Source organism: Bacillus sp. PK6-16 (assembly GCF_056530295.1).
In genome coordinates, this window is sequence record NZ_CP096511.1 from 1,505,905 (window position 1) to 1,531,085 (window position 25,181).

Annotated in this window: 25 protein-coding genes and 1 other annotated feature; all 25 genes read left to right on the plus strand. The window is 37.6% G+C overall.

Annotated features, from left to right (window positions below; genetic code table 11):
* Nucleotides 1-10: 10 nt before the first annotated feature.
* The 25 genes from ftsZ (at nt 11) to pyrE (ending at nt 25,144) form a co-directional block, all read left to right on the plus strand.
* A complete protein-coding gene (gene ftsZ / locus M1D66_RS07925; protein WP_000888984.1) occupies nt 11-1,165 on the plus strand; it encodes a cell division protein FtsZ in 1,155 nt (384 codons plus the stop codon).
* Between the two features lie 257 nt (nt 1,166-1,422).
* A complete protein-coding gene (gene spoIIGA / locus M1D66_RS07930) occupies nt 1,423-2,340 on the plus strand; it encodes a sigma-E processing peptidase SpoIIGA (protein ID WP_000261975.1) in 918 nt (305 codons plus the stop codon).
* Nucleotides 2,341-2,360: 20 nt separating this feature from the next.
* Nucleotides 2,361-3,080 (plus strand): RNA polymerase sporulation sigma factor SigE, encoded by a 720-nt coding sequence (gene sigE, locus M1D66_RS07935; RefSeq protein WP_000976948.1) that lies wholly within the window; start codon nt 2,361-2,363, stop codon nt 3,078-3,080.
* A gap of 157 nt (nt 3,081-3,237) precedes the next feature.
* A complete protein-coding gene (gene sigG, locus M1D66_RS07940; RefSeq protein WP_000197753.1) occupies nt 3,238-4,017 on the plus strand; it encodes an RNA polymerase sporulation sigma factor SigG in 780 nt (259 codons plus the stop codon).
* 163 nt (nt 4,018-4,180) lie between these two features.
* Entirely contained in the window at nt 4,181-4,462 is a 282-nt protein-coding gene (locus tag M1D66_RS07945; RefSeq protein WP_000236750.1) for a YlmC/YmxH family sporulation protein, read from the plus strand.
* Nucleotides 4,463-4,582: 120 nt separating this feature from the next.
* Entirely contained in the window at nt 4,583-5,401 is an 819-nt protein-coding gene (pgeF, locus tag M1D66_RS07950) for a peptidoglycan editing factor PgeF (protein WP_001209008.1), read from the plus strand.
* On the plus strand, nt 5,398-6,072 hold the full coding sequence (locus M1D66_RS07955; protein WP_242555096.1) for a YggS family pyridoxal phosphate-dependent enzyme: 675 nt from the start codon (nt 5,398-5,400) through the stop codon (nt 6,070-6,072). Before pgeF ends, M1D66_RS07955 begins: the two co-directional genes overlap by 4 nt.
* 19 nt (nt 6,073-6,091) lie before the next feature.
* Entirely contained in the window at nt 6,092-6,562 is a 471-nt protein-coding gene (locus tag M1D66_RS07960) for a cell division protein SepF (RefSeq protein ID WP_000119129.1), read from the plus strand.
* A 6-nt stretch (nt 6,563-6,568) separates the two neighbouring features.
* Nucleotides 6,569-6,832, plus strand: coding sequence for a YggT family protein (locus tag M1D66_RS07965; protein ID WP_000214233.1), 264 nt, complete (start codon nt 6,569-6,571; stop codon nt 6,830-6,832).
* A 15-nt stretch (nt 6,833-6,847) separates the two neighbouring features.
* Nucleotides 6,848-7,615 (plus strand): YlmH family RNA-binding protein, encoded by a 768-nt coding sequence (locus M1D66_RS07970; RefSeq protein WP_002164454.1) that lies wholly within the window; start codon nt 6,848-6,850, stop codon nt 7,613-7,615.
* 89 nt (nt 7,616-7,704) lie between these two features.
* Entirely contained in the window at nt 7,705-8,211 is a 507-nt protein-coding gene (gene divIVA, locus M1D66_RS07975; RefSeq protein WP_001131611.1) for a septum site-determining protein DivIVA, read from the plus strand.
* A 51-nt stretch (nt 8,212-8,262) separates the two neighbouring features.
* Nucleotides 8,263-8,486, plus strand: a binding site (T-box leader).
* Nucleotides 8,487-8,557: 71 nt separating this feature from the next.
* Entirely contained in the window at nt 8,558-11,323 is a 2,766-nt protein-coding gene (gene ileS2 / locus M1D66_RS07980) for an isoleucine--tRNA ligase (RefSeq protein ID WP_000455951.1), read from the plus strand.
* Nucleotides 11,324-11,480: 157 nt separating this feature from the next.
* On the plus strand, nt 11,481-11,810 hold the full coding sequence (locus M1D66_RS07985) for a TraR/DksA C4-type zinc finger protein (RefSeq protein ID WP_001002955.1): 330 nt from the start codon (nt 11,481-11,483) through the stop codon (nt 11,808-11,810).
* A 124-nt stretch (nt 11,811-11,934) separates the two neighbouring features.
* A complete protein-coding gene (gene lspA, locus M1D66_RS07990; protein ID WP_000642180.1) occupies nt 11,935-12,393 on the plus strand; it encodes a lipoprotein signal peptidase LspA in 459 nt (152 codons plus the stop codon).
* Nucleotides 12,394-12,397: 4 nt separating this feature from the next.
* Nucleotides 12,398-13,306 (plus strand): RluA family pseudouridine synthase, encoded by a 909-nt coding sequence (locus tag M1D66_RS07995; RefSeq protein ID WP_000005833.1) that lies wholly within the window; start codon nt 12,398-12,400, stop codon nt 13,304-13,306.
* A gap of 203 nt (nt 13,307-13,509) precedes the next feature.
* The gene (pyrR, locus tag M1D66_RS08000; RefSeq protein WP_001156491.1) at nt 13,510-14,052 is read left to right on the plus strand and encodes a bifunctional pyrimidine operon transcriptional regulator/uracil phosphoribosyltransferase; all 543 of its coding nucleotides are present in this window, start codon (nt 13,510-13,512) and stop codon (nt 14,050-14,052) included.
* A gap of 146 nt (nt 14,053-14,198) precedes the next feature.
* The gene (gene uraA, locus M1D66_RS08005; RefSeq protein ID WP_000435928.1) at nt 14,199-15,482 is read left to right on the plus strand and encodes a uracil permease; all 1,284 of its coding nucleotides are present in this window, start codon (nt 14,199-14,201) and stop codon (nt 15,480-15,482) included.
* A gap of 148 nt (nt 15,483-15,630) precedes the next feature.
* Nucleotides 15,631-16,545, plus strand: a complete 915-nt coding sequence (gene pyrB, locus M1D66_RS08010; protein ID WP_000018849.1) for an aspartate carbamoyltransferase — start codon at nt 15,631-15,633, stop codon at nt 16,543-16,545.
* Entirely contained in the window at nt 16,529-17,815 is a 1,287-nt protein-coding gene (pyrC, locus tag M1D66_RS08015; RefSeq protein ID WP_001108367.1) for a dihydroorotase, read from the plus strand. The genes pyrB and pyrC overlap by 17 nt, the downstream gene beginning before the upstream one ends.
* Nucleotides 17,812-18,909 (plus strand): carbamoyl phosphate synthase small subunit, encoded by a 1,098-nt coding sequence (locus M1D66_RS08020; RefSeq protein WP_000828680.1) that lies wholly within the window; start codon nt 17,812-17,814, stop codon nt 18,907-18,909. The genes pyrC and M1D66_RS08020 overlap by 4 nt, the downstream gene beginning before the upstream one ends.
* Nucleotides 18,894-22,112: a carbamoyl-phosphate synthase large subunit gene (gene carB, locus M1D66_RS08025; protein WP_001126099.1), complete on the plus strand. Its 3,219-nt coding sequence runs from the start codon at nt 18,894-18,896 to the stop codon at nt 22,110-22,112. The genes M1D66_RS08020 and carB overlap by 16 nt, the downstream gene beginning before the upstream one ends.
* Nucleotides 22,109-22,888, plus strand: coding sequence for a dihydroorotate oxidase B electron transfer subunit (gene pyrK, locus M1D66_RS08030; protein ID WP_000983356.1), 780 nt, complete (start codon nt 22,109-22,111; stop codon nt 22,886-22,888). Before carB ends, pyrK begins: the two co-directional genes overlap by 4 nt.
* Entirely contained in the window at nt 22,885-23,814 is a 930-nt protein-coding gene (pyrD, locus tag M1D66_RS08035) for a dihydroorotate oxidase B catalytic subunit (RefSeq protein WP_001081051.1), read from the plus strand. The genes pyrK and pyrD overlap by 4 nt, the downstream gene beginning before the upstream one ends.
* A complete protein-coding gene (pyrF, locus tag M1D66_RS08040; protein ID WP_000083510.1) occupies nt 23,799-24,515 on the plus strand; it encodes an orotidine-5'-phosphate decarboxylase in 717 nt (238 codons plus the stop codon). Before pyrD ends, pyrF begins: the two co-directional genes overlap by 16 nt.
* Nucleotides 24,512-25,144: an orotate phosphoribosyltransferase gene (gene pyrE / locus M1D66_RS08045; RefSeq protein WP_000711451.1), complete on the plus strand. Its 633-nt coding sequence runs from the start codon at nt 24,512-24,514 to the stop codon at nt 25,142-25,144. Before pyrF ends, pyrE begins: the two co-directional genes overlap by 4 nt.
* Nucleotides 25,145-25,181: the final 37 nt, after the last annotated feature.

Genomic DNA, 25,181 nt, shown 5'->3' on the forward strand with positions numbered 1-25,181 from the left:
GGATTTCGACATGTTAGAGTTTGATACTACTCAAGATCAATTAGCGAATATAAAAGTTATCGGTGTCGGCGGTGGCGGAAACAATGCTGTAAACCGTATGATTGAACACGGTGTACAAGGTGTAGACTTTATCGCTGTGAACACTGATGCACAAGCATTAAATCTATCAAAAGCTGAAACAAAAATGCAAATTGGTGGAAAATTAACGCGTGGACTTGGTGCAGGCGCAAACCCTGAAGTAGGGAAAAAAGCTGCAGAAGAAAGTAAAGAACAGATCCAAGAAGCACTTCGTGGTGCGGATATGGTCTTCGTAACTGCCGGTATGGGCGGTGGAACTGGAACTGGTGCAGCTCCAGTTGTTGCTCAAGTTGCAAAAGAATTAGGTGCTTTAACAGTAGGTGTTGTAACACGTCCATTTACTTTTGAAGGACGTAAGCGTGCGACGCAAGCAGCATCTGGTATTGCAGCATTTAAAGAAAATGTAGATACTCTTATTGTAATTCCAAACGATCGCTTATTAGAGATTGTTGATAAAAATACGCCAATGTTAGAAGCATTCCGTGAAGCTGATAACGTATTACGTCAAGGTGTTCAAGGTATTTCGGATTTAATTGCAACGCCAGGTTTAATTAACTTAGACTTTGCAGACGTAAAGACAATTATGTCTAATAGAGGTTCTGCTTTAATGGGTATTGGTTCTGGTAATGGGGAAAATCGTGCTGCAGAAGCTGCGAAAAAAGCGATTTCTAGCCCATTACTAGAAACATCTATTGATGGAGCTCAAGGTGTTATCATGAACATTACGGGTGGCGCTAACTTAAGCTTATATGAAGTACAAGAAGCGGCAGACATCGTAGCTTCAGCTTCAGATCCAGAAGTAAATATGATCTTCGGTTCTGTTATTAACGAAGGATTAAAAGATGATATCGTTGTAACTGTAATTGCAACTGGTTTTGATGATAGCATTGCAACTCAACCACCAAAACCAATTATTCGTCCGAATGCGAACCACACGCAACAACAGCAACAACCAGTAGCTCAACCTTCAAAACAGCGTGAAGTAAAACGTGAAATGAAGCGTGAAGAGCCAGTTGTACATGAGCGTCATTCAGATTCAGATGATATCGATATTCCAGCATTTTTACGTAACCGTCGTAGACGATAAAAAAAGGAGCTTTCATGCTCCTTTTTGTTTTTTATGGAAAAGACCTGCTAAGCAGGTCTTTTTTTATTTCGTATATTTCAATATATTTTGTTTGTGAAAATAAGAGTATATCATTCTATGAATTTGTACTTTTATTTTTTACCGACAGATTATGTCTAGAAATCACAAAATAACAAAAAAACACCTCCGCAAATTGACACACTTTCCTATTGGATATGCATTATACTAGTCTCAACTTGAAAAAAGAGGTGAATTGTTTGGTTGTTTACGCCGACGTTGTTTGGTTGTTAAACGCCTGCATTGATTTTCTTTTGCTTTTATTAACAGCTACCGTGTTAAAAAAGAAAATCAAAAGATGGAGGCTTGTGTTAGGGGCATTTATAGGTTCAACTATTGTTATTTTTGCCTTTACTCCTTTTGCTTCTATGATGACACATCCAATTATGAAACTACTGTACTCGTTACTTATTGTGTATACAGCATTTGGGTTTACAACATTTAGAAATTATGCACAAACTGTTTTTACTTTTTACTTTGTAACCTTTATGGTTGGCGGAGGATTAATTGGAACTCATTTCTTTTTGCAAACGAATGAAATGGTAAATGGATTGGTTCAATCTCAGTCAATTTCTTACGGTGATCCAATTAGTTGGTTATTTGTTATTTTTGGTTTTCCAGTAATTTATTATTTTTCTAAAAAGCGTATTGAAAGCGTAGAGGTCACGAAAATACACTATGATCAAATTGTGAAAGTAAAAATTCAATTAGCCGAAGAAGAACTAGAACTCGCAGGTCTTATTGACAGTGGGAACCAACTTTATGACCCATTAACAAAAACACCTGTTATGATTATGCATGTTTCATCATTAGAACATTGCTTACCATCTTGGTTAACAGAACAAATTTATTCCAAAACAGAAATTCCTCAAATACCAGAAAATGATTCTGGTTGGGCGACCAAATTACGCTTAATTCCTTTCCGTGCAGTAGGAGTAGAGAGTCAATTTTTGTGGGCAATTAAGCCTGACAGTGTGCAAGTTGACCATGAAGGTAGTTCTATTGTTGTAAACAAAGTATTAATTGGATTAAATACACAACAGCTGTCTACTAATGGGGAGTATCAATGTATTGTGCATCCAAAAATGTTGATTTCGCAAAAAATGGTGATCGCTTAATAAATGAGAGGCGGGATAATATGATGAAATTAAAATTTTATTTAGTATACCTTTGGTATAAAGTATTGCTGAAATTAGGAATTAAGACCGATGAAATTTATTATATTGGTGGAAGTGAAGCGTTGCCACCACCGTTAACAAAAGAAGAAGAGGAAGTTCTTTTGAATAAATTGCCAAAAGGAGATCAGGCAGCAAGGTCATTACTTATTGAACGTAACTTAAGGCTCGTTGTATATATAGCAAGAAAGTTTGAAAATACAGGGATAAATATTGAAGATTTGATTAGTATAGGAACAATCGGCCTTATTAAAGCGGTAAATACATTTAATCCAGAAAAGAAAATAAAATTAGCAACATATGCATCGCGTTGTATAGAAAATGAAATTTTAATGCATTTACGTAGAAATAACAAAAATCGTTCGGAAGTTTCTTTTGATGAACCGCTAAACATTGATTGGGATGGGAATGAACTGTTATTGTCTGACGTGTTAGGTACAGATGATGATATTATTACAAAAGATTTAGAAGCTACTGTAGATCGTCACCTTTTAATGAAAGCATTACACCAATTAAATGATCGTGAAAAACAAATTATGGAACTTCGGTTTGGGCTTGCTGGAGGAGAGGAAAAGACGCAAAAAGATGTGGCGGATATGCTTGGGATTTCACAGTCATACATTTCGCGTTTAGAAAAAAGAATTATAAAAAGATTACGAAAAGAATTTAATAAAATGGTGTGAAGAATAAGACCAGCCGTTATGTAGGCTGGTCTTATTCTATTTAGTTGTATTAGGAAAGATAATTTAAATAAAAAATCGTGAAAAAACCACATGCATAAAATCCCCTTCAAAGGAAATACTTTACACTGTACAGCAACTCCCGATAGGAGGGAACACTTTGACGAGAAACAAAGTAGAAATTTGCGGTGTTGATACAGCTAAACTTCCAGTATTAAAAAATGATGAAATGCGTAAATTATTTCGTGAAATGCAAAGTGGAGAGATAAGCGCAAGAGAAAAATTAGTGAATGGAAACTTACGTCTTGTACTGAGCGTCATCCAAAGATTTAATAACAGAGGAGAATATGTTGACGATTTATTTCAAGTTGGTTGCATCGGACTTATGAAATCAATTGATAATTTTGATTTAGGCCAAAATGTAAAATTTTCAACGTATGCTGTGCCGATGATTATTGGGGAAATACGCAGATATTTGCGTGATAATAATCCGATTCGCGTATCGCGCTCATTGCGAGATATTGCGTATAAAGCTTTGCAAGTAAGAGAAAAATTGATTGCAGAAAATTCAAAAGAACCAACAGCAATGGATATTGCAAAAGTGCTAGAAGTAACTCATGAAGAGATAGTATTTGCTTTAGATGCGATTCAAGATCCAGTTTCATTATTTGAACCGATTTATAATGATGGGGGAGATCCTATCTTTGTTATGGATCAGTTAAGTGATGAAAAACAAAAGGACGAGCAGTGGGTTGAAGAATTAGCATTGAAAGAAGGAATGAAGCGTTTAAATGATAGAGAGAAAATGATTATTAGAAAACGTTTCTTCCAAGGAAAGACACAGATGGAAGTTGCAGAAGAAATTGGGATTTCCCAAGCGCAAGTATCACGTTTAGAGAAGTCAGCTATTAAACAAATGAATAAAACGATTCAAGGATAAGGTCTCACCAATTATGGTGAGACCTTTTTATATGTAATATGGTTTGTGCTCATAGTAGGGGATTAGTGTTCATATAATGAAACTAGCATGGTGTTTCGTATAGATGGCTTCCTGTAAATATGAGAAACAGTTTCCAATTTGTCATATAAGGGAGAGGATAAAAATGGTGATACGAATTTCAGAGTTACAGATGAAGGATGTTATAAATATTTCAGATGGAAAAAGGATTGGGAATATTGGAGATATTGAAATTGATATGAACACAGGGCAAGTTTGTTCTGTTATTATTTCCAAACAGACACGCATGCTGGGTATTTTTGGAAAGGATGTTGAGATTGTAATTCCTTGGAAGGAAATTGTGAAAATTGGGGAGGATGTCATACTTGTAAGAGTAAATCCTGTTAATTCTGTAACAGAATCAATACAAACACCGACAATTTCATAAAGAATATTACAAATTCCTCTTTTTTTTCTGTTAGGATTATGAAAAAATAAAAGTATGGTAAAATAGACAGGAAGTACCATGCTTTTTTCTGTTATTTTAATTAAAAGGAGCCGCTTTATTATGAGAGAACCATTTAAATATGTGGACGGTATACTGTATTTACAAGCGTGGAAAGAACTTGGAAACATTACTGCTGGATTTACGACAAAAGATGGTGGGATAAGTACGGGCTCCTTTCATGCGATGAATTTAGGATTACATGTGAATGATATCGTGGAGAACGTTCATGAAAACAGACGCATTTTAGCAAATAAGTTACAAAAACCATTAGAAAACTGGATTTGCTCTGAACAAGTTCATGCTCATCATGTTGAAAAAGTAGGGCAACAGGAAAAGGGAAGTGGTGTCTATTCATATGAGGACGGCATTTCAAAAACAGATGGTATTTATACGAGTAATGAAGATGTTCTGTTAACGTCTTGTTACGCGGATTGTGTTCCGCTCTATTTTTATGCACCATCACATGGTATGATAGGACTTGCGCATGCTGGATGGAAAGGCACTGTACAAGAGATTGCAAAGGAAATGATTCAAAAGTGGAATGCAGAAGGTATTTCAAGTGATGAAATTCATGTTGCAATTGGGCCGTCGATCGGATCTTGTTGTTATGTTGTGGATGATCGTGTATTAACAGCAGCACAGGAAGTAGTTAGCGGTGCTGTTCCTCATCAAAAAATTTCTGACGGGCAGTACGCAATTAATTTAAAAGAAATTAATCGTATATTATGTGTACAAGCAGGCATAAAAGAAGAGCATATTGTAATGTCATCTCTTTGTACAAGCTGTGAAGAGCAACTATTTTTCTCTCATCGTCGTGATCAAGGTAAGACAGGAAGAATGTTGAGTTTCATAGGTTTTAAGGAGGAAGGAAGCAAGTGACAGTACAAGAAAATTTAGTAATTGTAAACGAAGCTATTAAAGCATCTTGCGCTCGAGCTGGACGTTCGTTGCAAGATATTAAACTTGTTGCAGTTACAAAAACTGTAGGGATTGAAAAAACAAACGAAGTAATTGAAGCTGGAATTATCGATTTAGGTGAAAATAGAAATGAAGGTTTCTTACAGAAATACGAGCATTTCGGTTCAAAAGTTAATTGGCACTTTATTGGCTCATTACAAACGAGAAAAGTAAAAGAAATCATTAATGAAATTGATTATTTACATTCGTTAGATCGTCTTTCGCTGGCGAAAGAAATTCAGAAACGTGCTGATAAGAAAGTGAAATGCTTTATTCAAGTGAAAACCTCATCTGAAGAATCGAAGCAAGGATTGGCAATAGAAGAGGTTGTTTCTTTTATTCAAAGTTTGCAAGAATTCGATAAAATTGAAGTGGTTGGACTAATGACGATGGCTCCGTTTACAGAAGAAGAGGAAGAAATTAGACGCTGTTTTAAGGAATTACGTATGCTGCAAACAGAGGTGCAGGAGCTAGAGTTATTACATGCGCCATGTAAAGAATTATCAATGGGAATGTCCAACGATTACACAATTGCAATTGAAGAAGGGGCTACATATATTCGTTTGGGAACGATTTTAGTAGGAAAAGCGTAAAAGGAAGGAGAATCTTATTATGAGTTGGTCAAAAGTAAAATACTTCTTTTTTGATACACCGGAAGAAAAAGAAGCAGCTCAATATGGTTATGAAAAGGAGCAAACAGACATGAAAAAGCAGCAAGATCCACCAGAACAACAAGACGTTACGTTTCCGAAAGCGCAACCGAAGCAAAATGTTGTGAGTATTGAAACAGCAAAACAATCTTCAAAAGTTGTTTTATTAGAACCACGCACATATTCGGAAGCACAAGGGATTGCGGACCACTTAAAAGGTAGACGAGCTGTTGTAATTAATTTGCAGAGAATGTCTACTGATCAAGCGGTACGTATCGTTGACTTTTTAAGTGGTACTGTATACGCTATAGGCGGGGACATTCAAAAAATAGGGCCGAAAACATTTATGTGTACACCTGAAAATGTAGATATTGTTGGTGCGATTTCAGAGTTATTCGGTGAAGAAGAAGAAACAAATATAAAGAGGTGGTAATACGCCATGACAACAGTTTTTATAGTGTTAAGTTATGCTATCGAGATTTACTCGTGGGCACTTATTATTTACATTCTCCTATCATGGTTTCCTGGTGCAAAGGAATCATCTTTTGGAGAGTTCCTGGCACGTATTTGTGAACCGTATTTAGAACCATTCCGCCGCTTTATTCCGCCGCTTGGAATGATTGATATTTCTCCAATCGTTGCGATCTTTGCGTTGAAACTTGCTAAAACTGGTTTGTTCAGTTTATTAAGCTATTTCTTATAGTAAGAAGGTAAATACATGAGCATCTACGAACATTTTAGGCCTGATGAGGAGGTCTTTGTGGATAAAGTGCTAGAGTGGAAGCGAGCGGCGGAGTACCATCAAGTGAAGTTAACGGATTTTCTTGATCCTAGGCAACAACAAATTGTTTCTATGGTAATAGGACAAGGTGATGTTGCTGTGCAATTTGGTGGTGCAACGCCTAATGCAGAGCGTAAAAGAGCACTTATTTATCCAGACTATCTAGAATTAAATGAAGAAGAATTTCAAGTAGAAGTATTAGAAATTGACTATCCTTCCAAGTTTTATACGCTAGAACATAGGCAAATATTAGGTACATTTATGTCTCTTGGTTTAACAAGAGAAAAATGTGGTGATATTTTGCTGCAAGAAAATCGTGCCCAAATTGTAGTTGCGAAAGAAATTGTATCGTATATTGAGATGAACTTACAATCAATAGGGAAAGTAAAAGTCTCTTTAGCGTCAGTGCAAGGAGAACAAATTCTACAGATAGATGAAACGTGGGGAGAGAAATCTGGAACGGTTTCTTCACTTCGTTTAGATGTTATGTTAGCTGAAATGTTACATTTATCTAGACAGAAAGTACAACCTTTCATAAAAAATGGTTTAGTAAAAGTCAATTGGAAAACAGTGGAGCAAACTTCTTATGAATGCTATCCAGGAGATGTTTTTTCTGTTAGAGGATATGGCCGAAGTAAATTATTTTCTGTAGAAGGTAGAACAAAACGCGACAAATGGAGAATTTTGTATGGTATACTAAAATGATTGGTTTTTTAGAAGGAAATCCTCCTATTTTGTCGAAGAAAAGATATAATTGAAAGAGGAAATTTAGATAACTACTTGGAGGTGGCGTTGTGCCGTTAACACCATTAGATATTCATAACAAAGAATTTGGTCGCGGATTCCGTGGCTATGATGAAGATCAAGTAAATGAGTTTCTTGATCAAATTATCAAAGATTATGAATTGGTCATTCGTGAGAAAAAAGCTTTAGAAGAAAAAGTTGCGCAGTTAGAAGGGAAGTTAGATCATTTCTCTAATATTGAAGATACGTTAAACAAATCTATCGTCGTTGCACAAGAAGCAGCGGAAGAAGTAAAACGTAATGCGCAAAAAGAAGCGAAATTAATTGTGCGTGAAGCTGAAAAGAATGCTGATCGTATTATTAACGAAGCATTAGTAAAATCAAGAAAAGTTGCTTTTGATATTGAAGAGCTAAAGAAACAAGCGAAAGTATTCCGAACTCGTTTCCGTATGTTATTAGAAACACAGCTTGAGATGTTAAACAACGATGATTGGGATAAACTAATTGAATTAGAAGACGAAGTAGATGAACTGTTGAAAAAAGAAGAAACAGTGTAAGCTTGACGTTTTTCTCATTATTACATATAATTTTAAACAACATATTTATTAAGAAAAACGAAGATAGGGATAAGTACCTTTTCAAACCTTATATAGCGAACTGAGGATGGTGTAAGCTCAGGATAAGGAGATAGTGGGAATATCACCCTGGAGTTCCGCGCTGAACAAATAGAGTAAGCGTAGGCGTGTATTCGCGTTAAGAATATAAAGAGGATTCTATACATATGTATATGATCTACTAGGGTGGTACCGCGGGAGACTTTCTCGTCCCTTTTTGGGATGAGAAGGTCTCTTTTTTATTCCGTTTTTTAAGTGTTTCTTTTATACATGTAAGGAGGAATTGAGCATGGAGTACAAAAATACATTACTGATGCCAAAAACAGAGTTCCCAATGCGTGGGAATTTACCAAAACGTGAGCCTGCAATGCAAGAAAAATGGGCTGAAATGAATATTTACGAAAAAGTACAAGAACATACAAAAGGACGTCCTTTATTTGTATTGCATGATGGACCTCCATATGCGAATGGTGACATTCATATGGGACATGCATTAAATAAAGTATTAAAAGACTTTATTGTTCGTTATAAATCAATGACTGGTTTTAGTGCGCCATATGTTCCAGGATGGGATACGCACGGTTTACCAATTGAACAAGCTTTAACAAATAAAGGTGTAAAACGTAAAGAAATGACAGTTGCTGAATTCCGTAAGTTATGTGCAGAGTATGCATATGAACAAGTAGAACGTCAACGTGAACAATTTAAGCGTCTAGGTGTACGTGCAGATTGGGATAATCCATATATTACTTTAGAGCCAGCTTATGAAGCACAACAAATTAAAGTGTTTGGTGACATGGCGAAAAAAGGTTATATCTATAAAGGTCAAAAACCAGTTTACTGGTCTCCAACGAGTGAATCTGCTTTAGCGGAAGCTGAAATTGAATATCAAGATAAAAAATCAGCATCTATTTACGTAGCATTCCCTGTAAAAGATGGAAAGAACGTATTAGAAGGTGATGAAAAGTACATCATTTGGACAACGACACCTTGGACATTACCTGCAAACTTAGGTATTTCTGTTCACCCAGAGCTTGAATATAGCATTGTAAAAGTAAACGATGAGAAATATATCATTGCTTCTGAGCTGTTTGAGACAGTTGCAAAAACGTTAGAGTGGGAAAATGCTGAAGTTGTGAAAACAGTAAAAGGTAGCGAACTTGAGTACACAGTTGCAAAACATCCATTCTACGATCGTGATTCATTAGTTATGCTAGGAGACCACGTAACAACAGATGCAGGTACAGGTTGTGTTCATACAGCACCAGGACACGGGGAAGATGACTTCGTTGTTGGTAAAAAGTATGGATTAGAAGTACTTTGCCCAGTCGATGATAAAGGTGTATTAACAAATGAGGCACCTGGATTTGAAGGCTTATTCTATGATAAAGCTAACAAACCAATTACAGAAAAATTAGAAGAAGTAGGCGCGTTACTGAAACTAACATTCATTACACATTCATACCCACATGATTGGAGAACGAAAAAACCAATTATTTTCCGTGCGACAGCACAGTGGTTTGCATCTATTGAAGCATTCCGTAAAGAATTAATAGAAGCTGTAGCAGAAACAAAATGGGTACCAGCATGGGGAGAAACTCGTCTTCATAATATGGTTCGTGACCGTGGTGACTGGTGTATTTCTCGTCAGCGTGCATGGGGTGTGCCAATTCCGGTATTCTATGCTGAGAATGGTGATCCAATTATTACGGATGAAACAATTAACCATGTAGCAGATTTATTCCGTGAACACGGTTCTAACGTATGGTTCGAGCGTGAAGCGAAAGATCTATTACCAGAAGGATTTACACATCCAGGTAGCCCAAATGGCGAATTCCGTAAAGAAACAGACATCATGGATGTATGGTTCGATTCAGGTTCTTCTCACCAAGCGGTATTAGAAGAGCGCGAAGATTTACAGCGTCCAGCTGATTTATATTTAGAAGGATCTGACCAGTATCGTGGTTGGTTTAACTCTTCATTATCAACAGCAGTTGCTGTAACAGGTAAAGCTCCATATAAAGGCGTACTAAGTCACGGTTTCGTACTAGATGGTGAAGGACGTAAGATGAGTAAGTCGATTGGAAACATCGTCGTACCGAAGAAAATTATGGATCAATTAGGCGGAGACATTTTACGCTTATGGGTATCTTCTGTTGACTATCAATCTGACGTACGTATTTCAGATGATATTTTAAAACAAGTAGCAGAAGTGTATCGTAAAATCCGTAACACATTCCGTTTTTTATTAGGAAACTTAGACGACTTTAAGCCAAGTGAAAATGCAGTAGCTGTAGCTGAACTTCGTGAAGTAGATCGTTACATGTTAGTGAAATTAAATGACTTAATTACAAAAGTTAAAGAAGCATATGAGACATACGACTTCGCTGCTGTGTATCATGCAATTCATAACTTCTGTACAATTGATTTAAGTTCATTCTATTTAGACTTTGCAAAAGACATTTTATATATTGAAGGTGCAAACCACGAAGATCGTCGTGCGATTCAAACTGTATTATATGATGTTCTTGTTGCGTTAACGAAACTTGTAACACCAATCTTACCGCATACAGCTGATGAAGTATGGCCATACATTCCAGGCGTAACAGAAGAAAGTGTACAATTAACTGATATGCCAGAAGCTGTACAATTAGATGACGCGGAAGCGTTAAAAACAAAATGGGATGCATTTATGACATTACGTGATGACGTGTTAAAAGCACTAGAAGTAGCACGTAATGAAAAAGTAATCGGTAAGTCATTAAATGCAAGCATTACGCTATATCCAACTGCAGAAATGAAAGCTATGTTAGAGTCTATTAGCGAAGACTTAAAGCAATTATTCATCGTTTCTGAGTATAAACTTGGTGGTATGATGGATGAAGCGCCAGCAGATGCACCGAAGTATGAACATACAGCGGTTGTTGTTGCTCAAGCAACTGGTGAAACATGTGAACGTTGTTGGGTAGTTTCAGAAACAATTGGTAAAGATGCTGAACATGAAACATTATGTGAGCGTTGTGCAACAGTTGTTAAAGAAAACTATGTAAAATAATAAAAAAAGCTGACTGCTATTGATGCAGTCAGTTTTTTTGTTGATGGCATATCAAAATCACTTTCAGACTCTTTCCTGTGAAGGAAAAATGTGTGTGAGGTAAGCAAATAAATTTCGGACACACTAACTGTACATTACAGCTAGGAGGAATGTACACGTGAATGAAATTTACATGGAAATAAAAGAAGAATTGCAATTGATGAGAAAAGAGTTGCAAGAGAGACTAGCTAAAGAAGTAATGCACAAATATGATGTCGAGTTCAGCCAAGAGCTTGGATATGAAATTAAGGAAGAGATAAAGAAAAAATTGCTATTACATGATATAAAAGAGGATTTAAAGGATGTAGAACGCGCATTATTTAAAATGGAAATAGACATGTATGGTATTTGTGAAGATACGGGGAGATTAATTTCGACAAAGCAAATGAAGACAATGCCGACTGCCCGTACGATTCATGAATTCTTTTATGAAAAGGTAAATGTATGAATACGCACAACGATATTATATTACCTTTTTTTAATTTATTTTATTCTTCTATAAAGGTTCATTGTGAAAAGGTAGCAGCTATGCTAAAATTTTGAGGTACACTGTCTTTGTGGGGGAAATGAAAATGATATATTATGTAATAGCGTTATTCGTCATTGCTATCGATCAAATATCGAAGTGGTTAATTGTAAAGAACATGGAATTGGGTACGAGTATTCCGATTATCGACAATGTATTATACATAACATCACATCGAAATAGAGGCGCTGCTTGGGGTATTTTAGAAAATAAAATGTGGTTCTTCTACATTATTACAGTTGTTTTTGTAGTGTTTATTGTATTTTATATGAAAAAGTATGCGAAAACAGACAAGCTTCTAGGTATTTCGTTAGGCCTAATTTTGGGCGGGGCAATTGGTAACTTTATTGATCGTGTATTTAGACAAGAAGTAGTGGATTTCATTCACGTGTATATTTTCTCGTACAACTATCCAGTATTCAATATAGCTGATTCAGCATTATGTATTGGTGTTGTATTAATTATTATTCAAACATTATTAGAAGGCAAGAAAGCGAAGGAGTAATTGAATGAGTGAAGTAGTACAAGTAACAGTTGCAGCAGAGCAAAAAAACGAGCGAATTGATAAGTTCGTTACAGGGATAAATAACGAATGGTCACGTACGCAAGTGCAGCAATGGATTAAAGATGAAGTTGTGACAGTAAACGGGAAAGCGGTAAAAGGGAATTATAAAGTAAAAGAAGAAGATGAAATTACAGTAACAATTCCTGAACCAGAAGAGTTAGATATTCAACCAGAGGATTTAAATTTAGAAATTTATTATGAAGATGCAGATGTGCTTGTTGTAAATAAGCCACGTGGTATGGTTGTACATCCAGCACCAGGGCATACAAGTGGTACACTTGTAAATGGCCTTATGCACCATTGTACAGACTTATCAGGCATTAACGGTGTAATGCGTCCAGGTATCGTGCATCGTATCGATAAAGATACATCTGGACTATTAATGGTTGCTAAAAATGATATGGCACATGAATCGCTTGTAAATCAGCTTGTAGCAAAAACAGTAACGAGACGTTACAAAGCGATTGTACACGGTGTGATTCCGCATGATAAGGGAACGATTGATGCTCCGATTGCTCGTGATAAGAAAGAGCGTCAAAGTATGACAGTTGATGAAAATGGTAAGAACGCTGTTACGCATTTCCAAGTGTTAGAACGCTTTAAAGACTTTACACTTGTAGAATGTCGCTTAGAAACGGGACGTACGCACCAAATTCGTGTTCATATGAAATATATTGGCTATCCACTTGCAGGAGATCCGAAGTATGGTCCGAAGAAAACGTTAGATATGAATGGACAAGCACTTCATGCGGGTATTTTAGGCTTTGATCATCCTCGTACTGGTGAATATATTCAGTTTGAGGCACCGATTCCAGAAGTGTTTGAAGACGCATTAAATATTTTACGAAAATAGTATTGACAAATCATAAGAAAACTGAGATACTGACAACAGTTAAATAATGATCCTTTAACACAGCCCCGTGAGGTTGAGAAGGTAACGGTTTGAAATACTTAGGGTATGTTGTACCCTTTTTTCAAAAGTCCTCTCGCACACGCTGAGAGGACTTTTTTTATACCATTACTCTCACGCAAGAAAAAAGCTTGGAGGTGTAGAGCATGCAAGAGAAAGCTGTCGTTTTAGATGACCAAATGATTCGCCGCGCTTTAACACGAATTAGTCATGAAATCGTGGAACGAAATAAAGGTGTCGATAATTGTGTTCTTGTCGGAATTAAAACTCGTGGAATTTTTATTGCACAACGTTTGGCAGAACGAATTGGTCAAATTGAAGGAAAAGAAATGGAAGTTGGAGAGTTAGACATTACGTTATATCGTGATGATTTAACACTACAATCGAAAAATAAAGAACCACTTGTAAAAGGTTCTGATATCCCTGTAGATATTACGAAGAAAAAAGTTATCCTTGTGGATGACGTATTATATACAGGAAGAACAGTTCGAGCAGCAATGGATGCTCTTATGGATTTAGGTAGACCATCTCAAATCCAATTGGCGGTTCTTGTTGATAGAGGTCATCGCGAATTACCAATTCGCGCTGATTATGTAGGGAAGAATATTCCAACATCAAGTGAAGAGCGTATCGAAGTTGATTTGCAAGAGACAGATCAACAAGATCGAGTAAGCATATACGATAAGTAAAGCCCTTTTAAATGTAGTCCTGTGAGGCTGCCAAAGGGTCTTGGCTTTCATATGTCAAATTTGGCATACGAAAGTGTAGGACTCTTTGTGCACAGGCACAAAGAGTTTTTTTATTGCAAAGATTTAAACTGAAGGAGGATGTAACAATGGAACAAAAGCCAGTGTTAGACGTTAATGAAGTACCGAAACCGGGAAAATGGTTATTTTTAAGTATACAACATTTGTTCGCGATGTTTGGATCAACAGTGCTTGTTCCGTTTTTAACAGGATTGAATCCATCAGTAGCATTAATATCAAGTGGATTAGGAACGTTAGCGTTTCTTCTTATAACGAAAGGTCAAGTACCTGCTTATCTAGGATCATCATTCGCCTTTATCGCACCGATTATAACAGCGAAAACGGCAGGTGGACCGGGAGCGGCAATGCTTGGTGGTTTGCTAGCAGGACTTGTGTACATCTTAATCTCACTCGGAATTAAGAAATCAGGATCAGAGTGGATTATGAAATTACTACCACCAATCGTAGTTGGTCCAGTAGTAATGGTAATCGGTCTAGCTTTAGCACATACAGCAGTTAACATGGCGATGAACGGTGCGGATGGCAAATATAGCTTTACACACTTTTCAGTAGCGTTAGTAACATTAGCAATTACAATTATATGCTCGATATTTGGAAGAGGATTTTTCAGTATCATACCAGTGTTACTTGGTATTATCGGCGGATATATCTTCGCTTACTTCCAAGGGCTAGTAGACTTAAAGCCGGTAGCTGAGGCAAAATGGTTTGTTGTACCAGATTTCACAGTACCATTTGTAACATACACACCAGAGTTTTCATGGAAGATTGTACTCTTGATGGTACCAGTTGCACTAGTAACAATATCAGAACATATCGGACATCAAATTGTTCTTGGAAATGTTATTAAAAGAGATTTAATTGAAAAACCAGGTTTACACCGTTCAATCTTCGGTGACGGAGTAGCAACATTAATCGCGTCACTAATCGGTGGGCCACCGAATACAACGTATGGTGAAAACATCGGTGTGCTAGCAATTACGAGAGCATACAGTGTATACTTATTCATCGGTTCAGCAGTATTTGCAATCATGTTCGGATTTATCGGTAAGATTTCTGCACTGATTCATTCGATCCCAACACCAGTTATGGGTGGTGTATCAATCTTACTATTCGGTGTAATCGCATCAAGCGGATTACGCATGATGGTAGATGATAAAACAGATTTAAGTGACAAACGAAACTTAATGATTGCATCAGTAATATTAGTAATCGGTATTGGTGGAGCGGTACTTCATGTAGGAGAATCATTCCAAGTAGAAGGAATGGCACTAGCAGCAATTGTAGGTGTACTGTTAAATCTACTACTACCGGAAACGAAACAAATAAAACAATCTAAGCAGATTGCTTCATAATGATAACCTTTTAATTCAGTCCTGTGAGACCGGAAAGGGTGGCTTCTTTCTTGCACCCTAGTCTCACACGATTAGGGTATTTTTATGCAAAGGTTGTTATAAAAATTCAAAAGTGGTAACATAAAAACCAGAAAGATGAGGGATGACGATGAGCCATTTGTTAACGATGAGTGAATTATCGGAAGTAGAAATTTCAGAAATCCTAAAAGATGCAGAAGATTTTGCGAATGGAAAAGAGAGCAAAACGACAGAGCAAACTTTTGTTGCGAACTTGTTCTTTGAGAATAGTACGAGAACGAGATTTAGCTTTGAAGTTGCTGAGAAGAGATTAGGACTTGATGTTTTAAACTTTTCAGCTGATGCATCTAGCGTACAAAAAGGAGAAACTCTATACGATACGATAAGAACACTAGAATCAATCGGAACAAAAGCAGTGGTCATCCGCCACGAGCAAGATCGCTACTTCGATGAACTAAAAGATCAGGTGAATATTCCAATCTTAAATGCTGGAGATGGATGCGGAAACCACCCAACACAGTGCCTACTGGACCTTCTTACAATTAAACAAGAGTTTGGAAGATTTGAAGGTTTGAAGATTGCAATAGTAGGAGATGTTCGTCATAGCCGAGTAGCACGTTCTAATGCAGAAGCATTAACGAAGCTTGGTGCAACAATTTACTTTGCAAGTCCAGAAGAGTGGAAAGATGAAGACAACACATTTGGAACATACAAACCATTAGATGAGCTTGTTCCAGAAGTTGATGTAATGATGTTACTCCGTGTACAACATGAGCGTCATGATCATTATGAAACAGACATTATGAAAGAATATCATGAGAAACACGGATTAACAGTAGAAAGAGAAAAGCGTATGAAAGAAGGAAGCATTATTATGCATCCAGCTCCTGTAAACCGTGATGTTGAAATTGCAAGTGAACTTGTTGAGTGTGAGCGTTCACGTATATTTAAACAAATGGAAAATGGAGTTTACGTAAGAATGGCTGTACTAAAACGCGCCTTACCAAATGTATTAGGAGGAATGAAACATGAATTATTTGTTTAAAAATGGTCGTTATATGAATGAAGAAGGAAAAATCGTAGCAACGGATCTTCTCGTACAAGACGGTAAAATCGCTAAGGTAGCAGAAAATATTACGGCAGATAATGCTGAAGTAATCGATGTGAACGGAAAGTTAATCGCACCTGGATTAGTAGATGTACACGTACATCTTCGTGAACCAGGTGGTGAACATAAAGAAACAATTGAAACAGGTACACTAGCAGCGGCAAAAGGTGGATTCACTACAATTTGCGCAATGCCAAATACACGCCCGGTACCAGATTGCAGAGAACATATGGAAGACTTGCAAAAACGTATTGAAGAAAAAGCTCATGTTAACGTACTACCATACGGAGCAATTACAGTACGTCAAGCTGGTTCTGAAATGACAGATTTCGAAACATTAAAAGAACTTGGAGCATTTGCTTTCACAGATGACGGCGTAGGCGTACAAGATGCGAGCATGATGTTAGCGGCTATGAAACGTGCAGCAAAATTAGATATGGCAGTAGTTGCGCACTGTGAAGAGAATACGCTTATTAATAAAGGTTGTGTACATGAAGGGAAGTTTTCTGAGAAACACGGATTAAACGGTATCCCATCAGTATGTGAATCTGTACATATTGCAAGGGATATACTGCTTGCTGAAGCAGCAGATTGCCACTATCACGTATGTCATGTAAGTACGAAAGGTTCTGTACGTGTAATCCGTGATGCGAAACGCGCTGGAATTAAAGTAACAGCAGAAGTAACACCGCATCACCTAGTGTTATGTGAAGATGATATCCCATCAGCTGATCCTAACTTTAAAATGAACCCACCGCTTCGTGGAAAAGAAGACCATGCAGCATTAATTGAAGGTTTATTAGATGGAACGATCGATATGATCGCAACTGACCATGCACCGCATACAGCGGAAGAGAAAGCACAAGGAATTGAAAGAGCACCGTTTGGAATTACTGGTTTTGAAACAGCATTCCCGCTTCTATACACAAACCTTGTGAAAAAGGGAGTTATTACGCTAGAACAGTTAATTCAATTCTTAACAGAAAAGCCAGCTGATACATTCGGCTTAGAAGCAGGTCGCCTAAAAGAAGGTAGAGCAGCTGATATTACAATCATTGATTTAGAACAAGAAGAAGAGATTGACCCAACAACATTCTTATCAAAAGGAAAAAATACACCATTCGCAGGTTGGAAATGCCAAGGATGGCCGGTAATGACAATCGTTGGTGGTAAGATCGCATGGCAAAAGGAGAGTGCATTAGTATGAAAAGACAACTTATCTTAGAAGATGGAACAGTATTAATTGGAACAGGTTTCGGAGGCGAAATCGAAAAGTCAGGTGAGGTTGTATTTACAACAGGAATGACTGGATATCAAGAAACATTATCTGATCCATCATATTGCGGTCAAATCGTAACATTCACGTACCCATTAATCGGAAACTACGGCATTAACCGTGACGATTTTGAATCCATTCACCCATCTGTAAATGGTTTAATCGTAAACGAAATTTGTGATCACCCATCAAACTTCCGTAATGAAATTTCGTTAAATGATTACTTGAAAGAAAGAAATATCCCAGGATTAGCAGGGATTGATACGAGAAAATTAACGAGAAAAATTCGTCAATACGGTACATTACGTGGACGCCTTTGTAACATGGATGCAGATGTAGAGTACATTGTAAGCCAATTAAAAGCGACAGTATTTACAGATCATGTAAAACGCGTATCAACGAAAGATCCATACCCAAGCCCAGGTCGTGGTCACCGAGTTGTACTAGTAGACTTCGGTATGAAACATGGTATTTTACGAGAATTAAATAAGCGTGACTGTGATGTAATTGTAGTTCCTTACAACACAACAGCGGAAGAAATTTTACGCCTTAGCCCAGATGGAATTATGTTAAGTAATGGACCTGGAGATCCGAAAGATGTACCAGAAGCAATTGAAATGTTAAAAGACATTATCGGTAAAGTTCCTTTATTCGGAATTTGCCTAGGACATCAATTGTTCGCTCTAGCATCAGGTGCAAATACAAGTAAGTTGAAATTTGGTCACCGTGGTTTAAACCATCCAGTAAAAAATCTTGCAACTGGAAAAGTAGCAATTACATCTCAAAACCACGGATACGCAGTAGAAGAAGAATCAGTTGAAAATACAGATCTTGAAATTACACATGTTGCTTTAAACGATGGAACGGTAGAAGGTCTTCGTCATAAGAAGTTCCCGGCATTTACAGTACAATACCATCCAGAAGCTTCAGCGGGACCAGAAGATGCAAATGATTTATTCGAAGATTTCTTAACAATGATTGAAAACTTCAAGAAAGAAGGGGAAGAGTTATGCCAAAACGCCTAGACATTAACACAATTTTAGTAATCGGATCAGGACCAATTGTAATTGGGCAAGCAGCGGAGTTTGACTACTCTGGTACACAAGCTTGTCAATCTCTTAAAGAGGAAGGTTACAAAGTAATCCTTGTTAACTCTAACCCAGCAACAATTATGACGGATACTGCAACAGCAGATAAAGTATACATCGAGCCATTAACATTAGAATTCGTAAGCCGTATTATTCGTAAAGAACGTCCTGATGCAATCCTACCAACATTAGGTGGTCAAACAGGTTTAAACATGGCTGTTGAACTTGCAAAATCAGGCGTACTTGACGAGTGCGGAGTTGAAATTTTAGGAACAAAATTATCAGCAATCGAGCAAGCGGAAGATCGTGATTTATTCCGTACATTAATGCAAGATTTAAATGAACCAACACCACCAAGTGAAATTATTCATAACCTTGATGAAGCATATGGATTTGTAAACGAAATTGGTTACCCAGTAATCGTTCGACCAGCGTTCACATTAGGAGGAACGGGCGGCGGAATTTGTCATAACGAAGAAGAGCTAATTGAAATCGTAACAAGTGGTTTAAAACATAGCCCAGTAACACAATGTTTATTAGAGAAAAGTATTGCTGGCTGTAAAGAAATTGAATACGAAGTAATGCGTGATTCAAATGATAACGCGATTGTAGTGTGTAACATGGAAAACATCGATCCAGTTGGTGTTCATACAGGTGATTCAATCGTTGTAGCACCGAGCCAAACGCTAAGCGACCGTGAATACCAAATGTTACGTAACACGTCATTACGAATTATTCGTGCACTAGGAATTGAAGGTGGATGTAACGTTCAGCTTGCACTAGATCCATATAGCTTCCAATACTATGTAATCGAAGTAAATCCACGTGTAAGTCGTTCATCTGCACTAGCATCTAAAGCAACTGGATATCCAATTGCGAAATTAGCAGCAAAAATTGCAGTCGGCTTAACGTTAGATGAAATCGTAAACCCAGTAACACAAAAAACTTACGCTTGCTTCGAGCCAGCGTTAGACTATGTTGTTTCAAAAATTCCACGTTGGCCGTTTGATAAGTTTGAATCAGCGAACAGAACGCTTGGAACACAAATGAAAGCAACTGGTGAAGTTATGTCAATCGGACGTAACTTAGAAGAATCATTACTAAAAGCAGTTCGTTCTTTAGAGCTTGGCATTTATCACTTAGAATTAGACCACTTAAAAGAACTTGATAAAGAAACGATGAAAAAACGTATCATTAAAGCGGATGATGAACGACTGTTTATTGTAGCAGAAGCAATTCGCCAAGGTGTAACGAAAGAAGAAATCAATGAATGGTGTGAAATGGACTTCTTCTTCTTACAAAAAGTTGAAAACATCGTAAATATGGAACGTGAAGTAAAAGCGAATGTAGGAAATATGGAAGTACTACAAATTGCAAAAGAAATGGGCTTCAGCGATCACTACATTGCAGCAGCTTGGAACAAAACGGAGCGCGAAATTTACGATATGCGTAAAGAAAATAATATGATGCCAGTATTCAAAATGGTAGATACTTGTGCGGCAGAGTTTGAATCTGCAACGCCATATTACTACAGCACATATGCGGACGAAAATGAATCGATTGTAACAGATCGTAAGAGTGTAGTAGTTCTAGGATCTGGTCCGATCCGTATTGGTCAAGGTGTTGAGTTTGATTACGCAACAGTTCACTCAGTATGGGCAATTAAAGAAGCTGGATATGAAGCAATTATCATTAACAACAACCCAGAAACAGTTTCAACAGACTTCAGTATTTCTGACAAATTATACTTTGAACCATTAACGATTGAAGATGTAATGCATATTATCGATTTAGAAAAACCAGAAGGTGTTATCGTTCAGTTCGGTGGACAAACGGCAATTAACTTAGCAGCGAAACTAGAAGAACACGGTGTGAAAATTTTAGGAACATCACTTGAAGACTTAGACCGTGCAGAAGATCGTGATAAATTCGAAGCTGCTTTAACAAAACTTGGCATCCCGCAACCAGTTGGTAAAACAGCAACGACTGTAGAACAAGCGGTAGCAATCGCAGAAGAAATTGGTTACCCAGTATTAGTAAGACCATCTTACGTACTAGGTGGACGTGCGATGGAAATCGTATATCGTCAAGAAGAACTACTGCACTACATGAAAAATGCAGTTAAAGTTCATGCAGATCACCCAGTATTAATCGACCGTTACATGGTTGGTAAAGAAATTGAAGTAGATGCAATTTCCGATGGTGAGAATGTATTCATTCCAGGTATTATGGAACATATTGAACGCGCTGGAGTTCACTCTGGTGACTCAATCGGAGTATATCCACCACAAAGTTTATCTGAAAAACTAAAAGAACAAATCATTGAACATACAATTGCACTTGGAAAAGGATTAAACATTGTTGGATTACTAAATATCCAGTTTGTAGTATTCAAAGATCAAGTGTACGTAATTGAAGTAAATCCACGTGCAAGCCGTACAGTACCGTTCTTAAGTAAAATTACAGGCGTACCGATGGCGAATGTTGCAACGAAAGTTATTTTAGGGCAAGACCTAGTAGAGCAAGGATACGGAACTGGCTATCACCCAGAAGAGAAAGAAGTATATGTAAAAGCTCCGGTATTCTCATTCGCGAAACTACGCTCAGTTGATACAACATTAGGACCTGAAATGAAATCAACAGGGGAAGTAATGGGTAAAGACTTAACGCTTGAAAAAGCATTATATAAAGGATTAGTTGCTTCTGGAATTAACATCCCAACGCACGGCTCAGTAATCATTACTGTAGCGGATAAAGATAAAGAAGAGGCGATGGAAATTGCAAAACGTTTCCACGAAATCGGCTATAACTTATTAGCAACAGCTGGAACAGCACAATCATTAGAAGAGCAAAATATCCCAGTACAAGTTGTAAACAAAATTGATTCTGAAGACTACAACTTACTAGATATTATCCGTCAAGGAAAAGCACAGTTTGTAATTAACACATTAACAAAAGGTAAACAACCAGCGCGTGATGGTTTCCGCATTCGCCGTGAATCAGTAGAAAATGGTGTGGCTTGCTTAACATCACTTGATACAACAAGAGCAATCTTACGAGTATTAGAATCTATGACATTCTCAGCTCATTCAATGAAAGAAATTACGCAAACAAAGCGTCACGAGGTGGTACATGCATGATGCAAAAGCAAAATATGATCGTCGTTAATCAAAAAGAAATCGCAAAAAATATTTACGAATTAGTGCTTCAAGGAACGTTAGTACAGCAAATGAACGAACCAGGGCAGTTTGTACACATTAAGGTAGCAGAGGGCATTGCGCCCCTTCTGCGCCGCCCAATTAGTATTTGTAATGTAGATCAAGAGAAGAACGAATTTACAATGCTATATCGTGCCGAAGGACAAGGGACAAAAACATTAGCAACTAGAAAACAAGGTGAAATGGTAGATGTACTAGGACCATTAGGACACGGTTTTCCTCTAGAAGAAGCAGAAGCTGGTCAAACAGCTTTACTAGTAGGTGGGGGAATTGGTGTACCACCACTTTATGAATTATCACAGCGCCTCGTTGCAAAAGGTGTACGTGTTATTCACATCTTAGGCTTTCAAACGAAAGATGTAGTTTTCTATGAAGAAAAATTTGCAGAACTTGGTGATACGTACGTTGCGACAGTAGACGGTACACACGGTACAAAAGGATTTGTCACAGATGTAATTGATAATTACGGAATTGACTTTGATATTCTTTATTCATGTGGTCCGCTAGCGATGCTTCGTGCATTAGAAGGACGTTACAAAGAGAAAAAAGCCTATATTTCATTAGAAGAACGTATGGGCTGTGGTATTGGAGCTTGTTTCGCATGTGTATGCCACTTACAAGAAGATCCAAGTGGACATTCTTACAAGAAGGTGTGTAGCGACGGACCAGTATTTCCAATCGGGGAGGTTGTACTATGAACAGATTGCAAGTTGAATTACCAGGATTATCATTAAAAAATCCAATTATACCGGCATCTGGATGCTTTGGGTTTGGTCGTGAATATGCACAGTTTTACGATTTAAGTGTACTAGGATCAATCATGATTAAAGCGACGACAGAACAACCACGTTATGGAAATCCAACGCCTCGTGTTGCTGAAACACCAGGCGGCATGCTAAATGCAATCGGACTTCAAAACCCGGGATTAGACAAAGTAATGAATTCGGAATTACCATGGTTAGAACAATTTGACCTTCCAATTATTGCAAACGTTGCAGGCTCACAAGCTGAGGATTACGTAGCGGTTGCGAAGGAAATTTCTAAAGCGCCTAATGTCCATGCACTAGAATTAAACATTTCTTGTCCGAACGTAAAAACAGGTGGTATCGCCTTTGGTACAAATCCTGAAATTGCTGCTGATTTAACGAAGCGAGTAAAAGAGGTTTCTGAAGTACCTGTATACGTGAAATTGTCACCGAACGTGGCAAACATAGTAGAAATTGCAAAAGCGATTGAAACTGCAGGTGCAGATGGTTTAACGATGATTAATACATTGCTTGGTATGCGTCTAGATTTAAAAACAGCTAAACCAATTTTAGCAAACCGTACAGGCGGATTATCAGGTCCTGCGATTAAGCCAGTAGCAATTCGCATGGTACATGAAGTAAGCCAAGCGGTTAACATTCCAATTATCGGAATGGGTGGTATTGAAACAGCTGAAGATGTAATTGAATTCTTCTATGCTGGCGCAAGCGCAGTTGCAGTAGGTACAGCGAACTTTATCGATCCGTTCGTATGTCCGACAATTATTGAAGAGTTACCAGCATTATTAGATGAATTAGGATTTGATCACATTTCGGAATGTCAAGGAAGGAGCTGGAAGCAAACATGTCACAGTCGTTAATCGTTGCACTAGATTTTCCAGGGAAACAAGAAGTAGAACAATTCTTACACCACTTTGAAGGGGAAGAGTTATTTGTCAAAGTAGGTATGGAGTTATTTTACAAAGAAGGCCCTGCGATTATTACGTACTTAAAAGAAAAGGGACATAAGATCTTCTTAGATTTAAAACTTCATGATATTCCGAATACAGTAAAAAGCGCTATGCGTAGCCTAGCTAGTCTAGATGTTGATATGGTAAATGTTCATGCTGCTGGGGGAAGCAGCATGATGAAAGCTGCGATTGAGGGATTAGAGGAAGGTAAGCAAGAAGGAAAAGAGAGACCGATTTGTATTGCAGTTACACAACTAACAAGCACTTCGGAAGCTATGATGAAAAAAGAGATCGGCATTGAGAAAACGTTAGAAGAAGCGGTTGCTCATTATGCAAAATTAACGAAAGAAAGTGGACTTGATGGCGTTGTTTGTTCAACACTTGAAGTTCCAAAATTACGTGAAGTATGCGGAAATGAATTTGTAACAGTAACACCGGGGATTCGTCTTGCAAGCGATGATGTAAATGACCAAGTGCGCGTAGCAACACCGAAACGTGCGAGGGAACTTGGCTCAAGCTACATCGTAGTTGGACGTAGTATTACAAAAGCAGAAAATCCGCTTGAAGCGTATAAAACAGTAAAACAACAGTGGGAAGGTGTAACAGTATGAAAAAAGAAATCGCATCGCATTTATTAGAAATTGGAGCAGTATTTTTACAACCGAATGATCCATTCACTTGGTCTTCAGGTATGAAATCACCAATTTATTGTGATAACCGTTTAACTTTATCTTATCCAAAAGTACGTCAAGCGATTGCAGCTGGATTAGAAGAGTTAATTAAAGAGCACTTCCCAACTGTAGAAGTTATTGCAGGAACAGCAACTGCTGGTATTGCGCACGCTGCATGGGTAAGCGATCGTATGGATTTACCAATGTGCTACGTACGTAGTAAAGCAAAAGGTCACGGTAAAGGGAACCAAATCGAAGGAAAAGCTGAAAAAGGTCAAAAAGTCGTAGTAGTAGAAGACTTAATTTCAACTGGCGGTAGTGCAATTACATGTGTAGAAGCACTTCGCGAAGCTGGATGTGAAGTATTAGGAATCGTATCAATCTTCACATACGAGCTTGAAGCAGGAAAAGAAAAACTAGAAGCAGCTAACGTAGTATCATACTCTTTAAGCGATTACAGTGCATTAACTGAAGTAGCAGCAGAAAAAGGTATGATTGGACAAGCTGAAATGAAAAAATTACAAGAGTGGCGTAAAAATCCAGCAAACGAAGCTTGGATCACAGCGTAACACGAAAAAAACGACTGCGGGGGAACGCGGTCGTTTT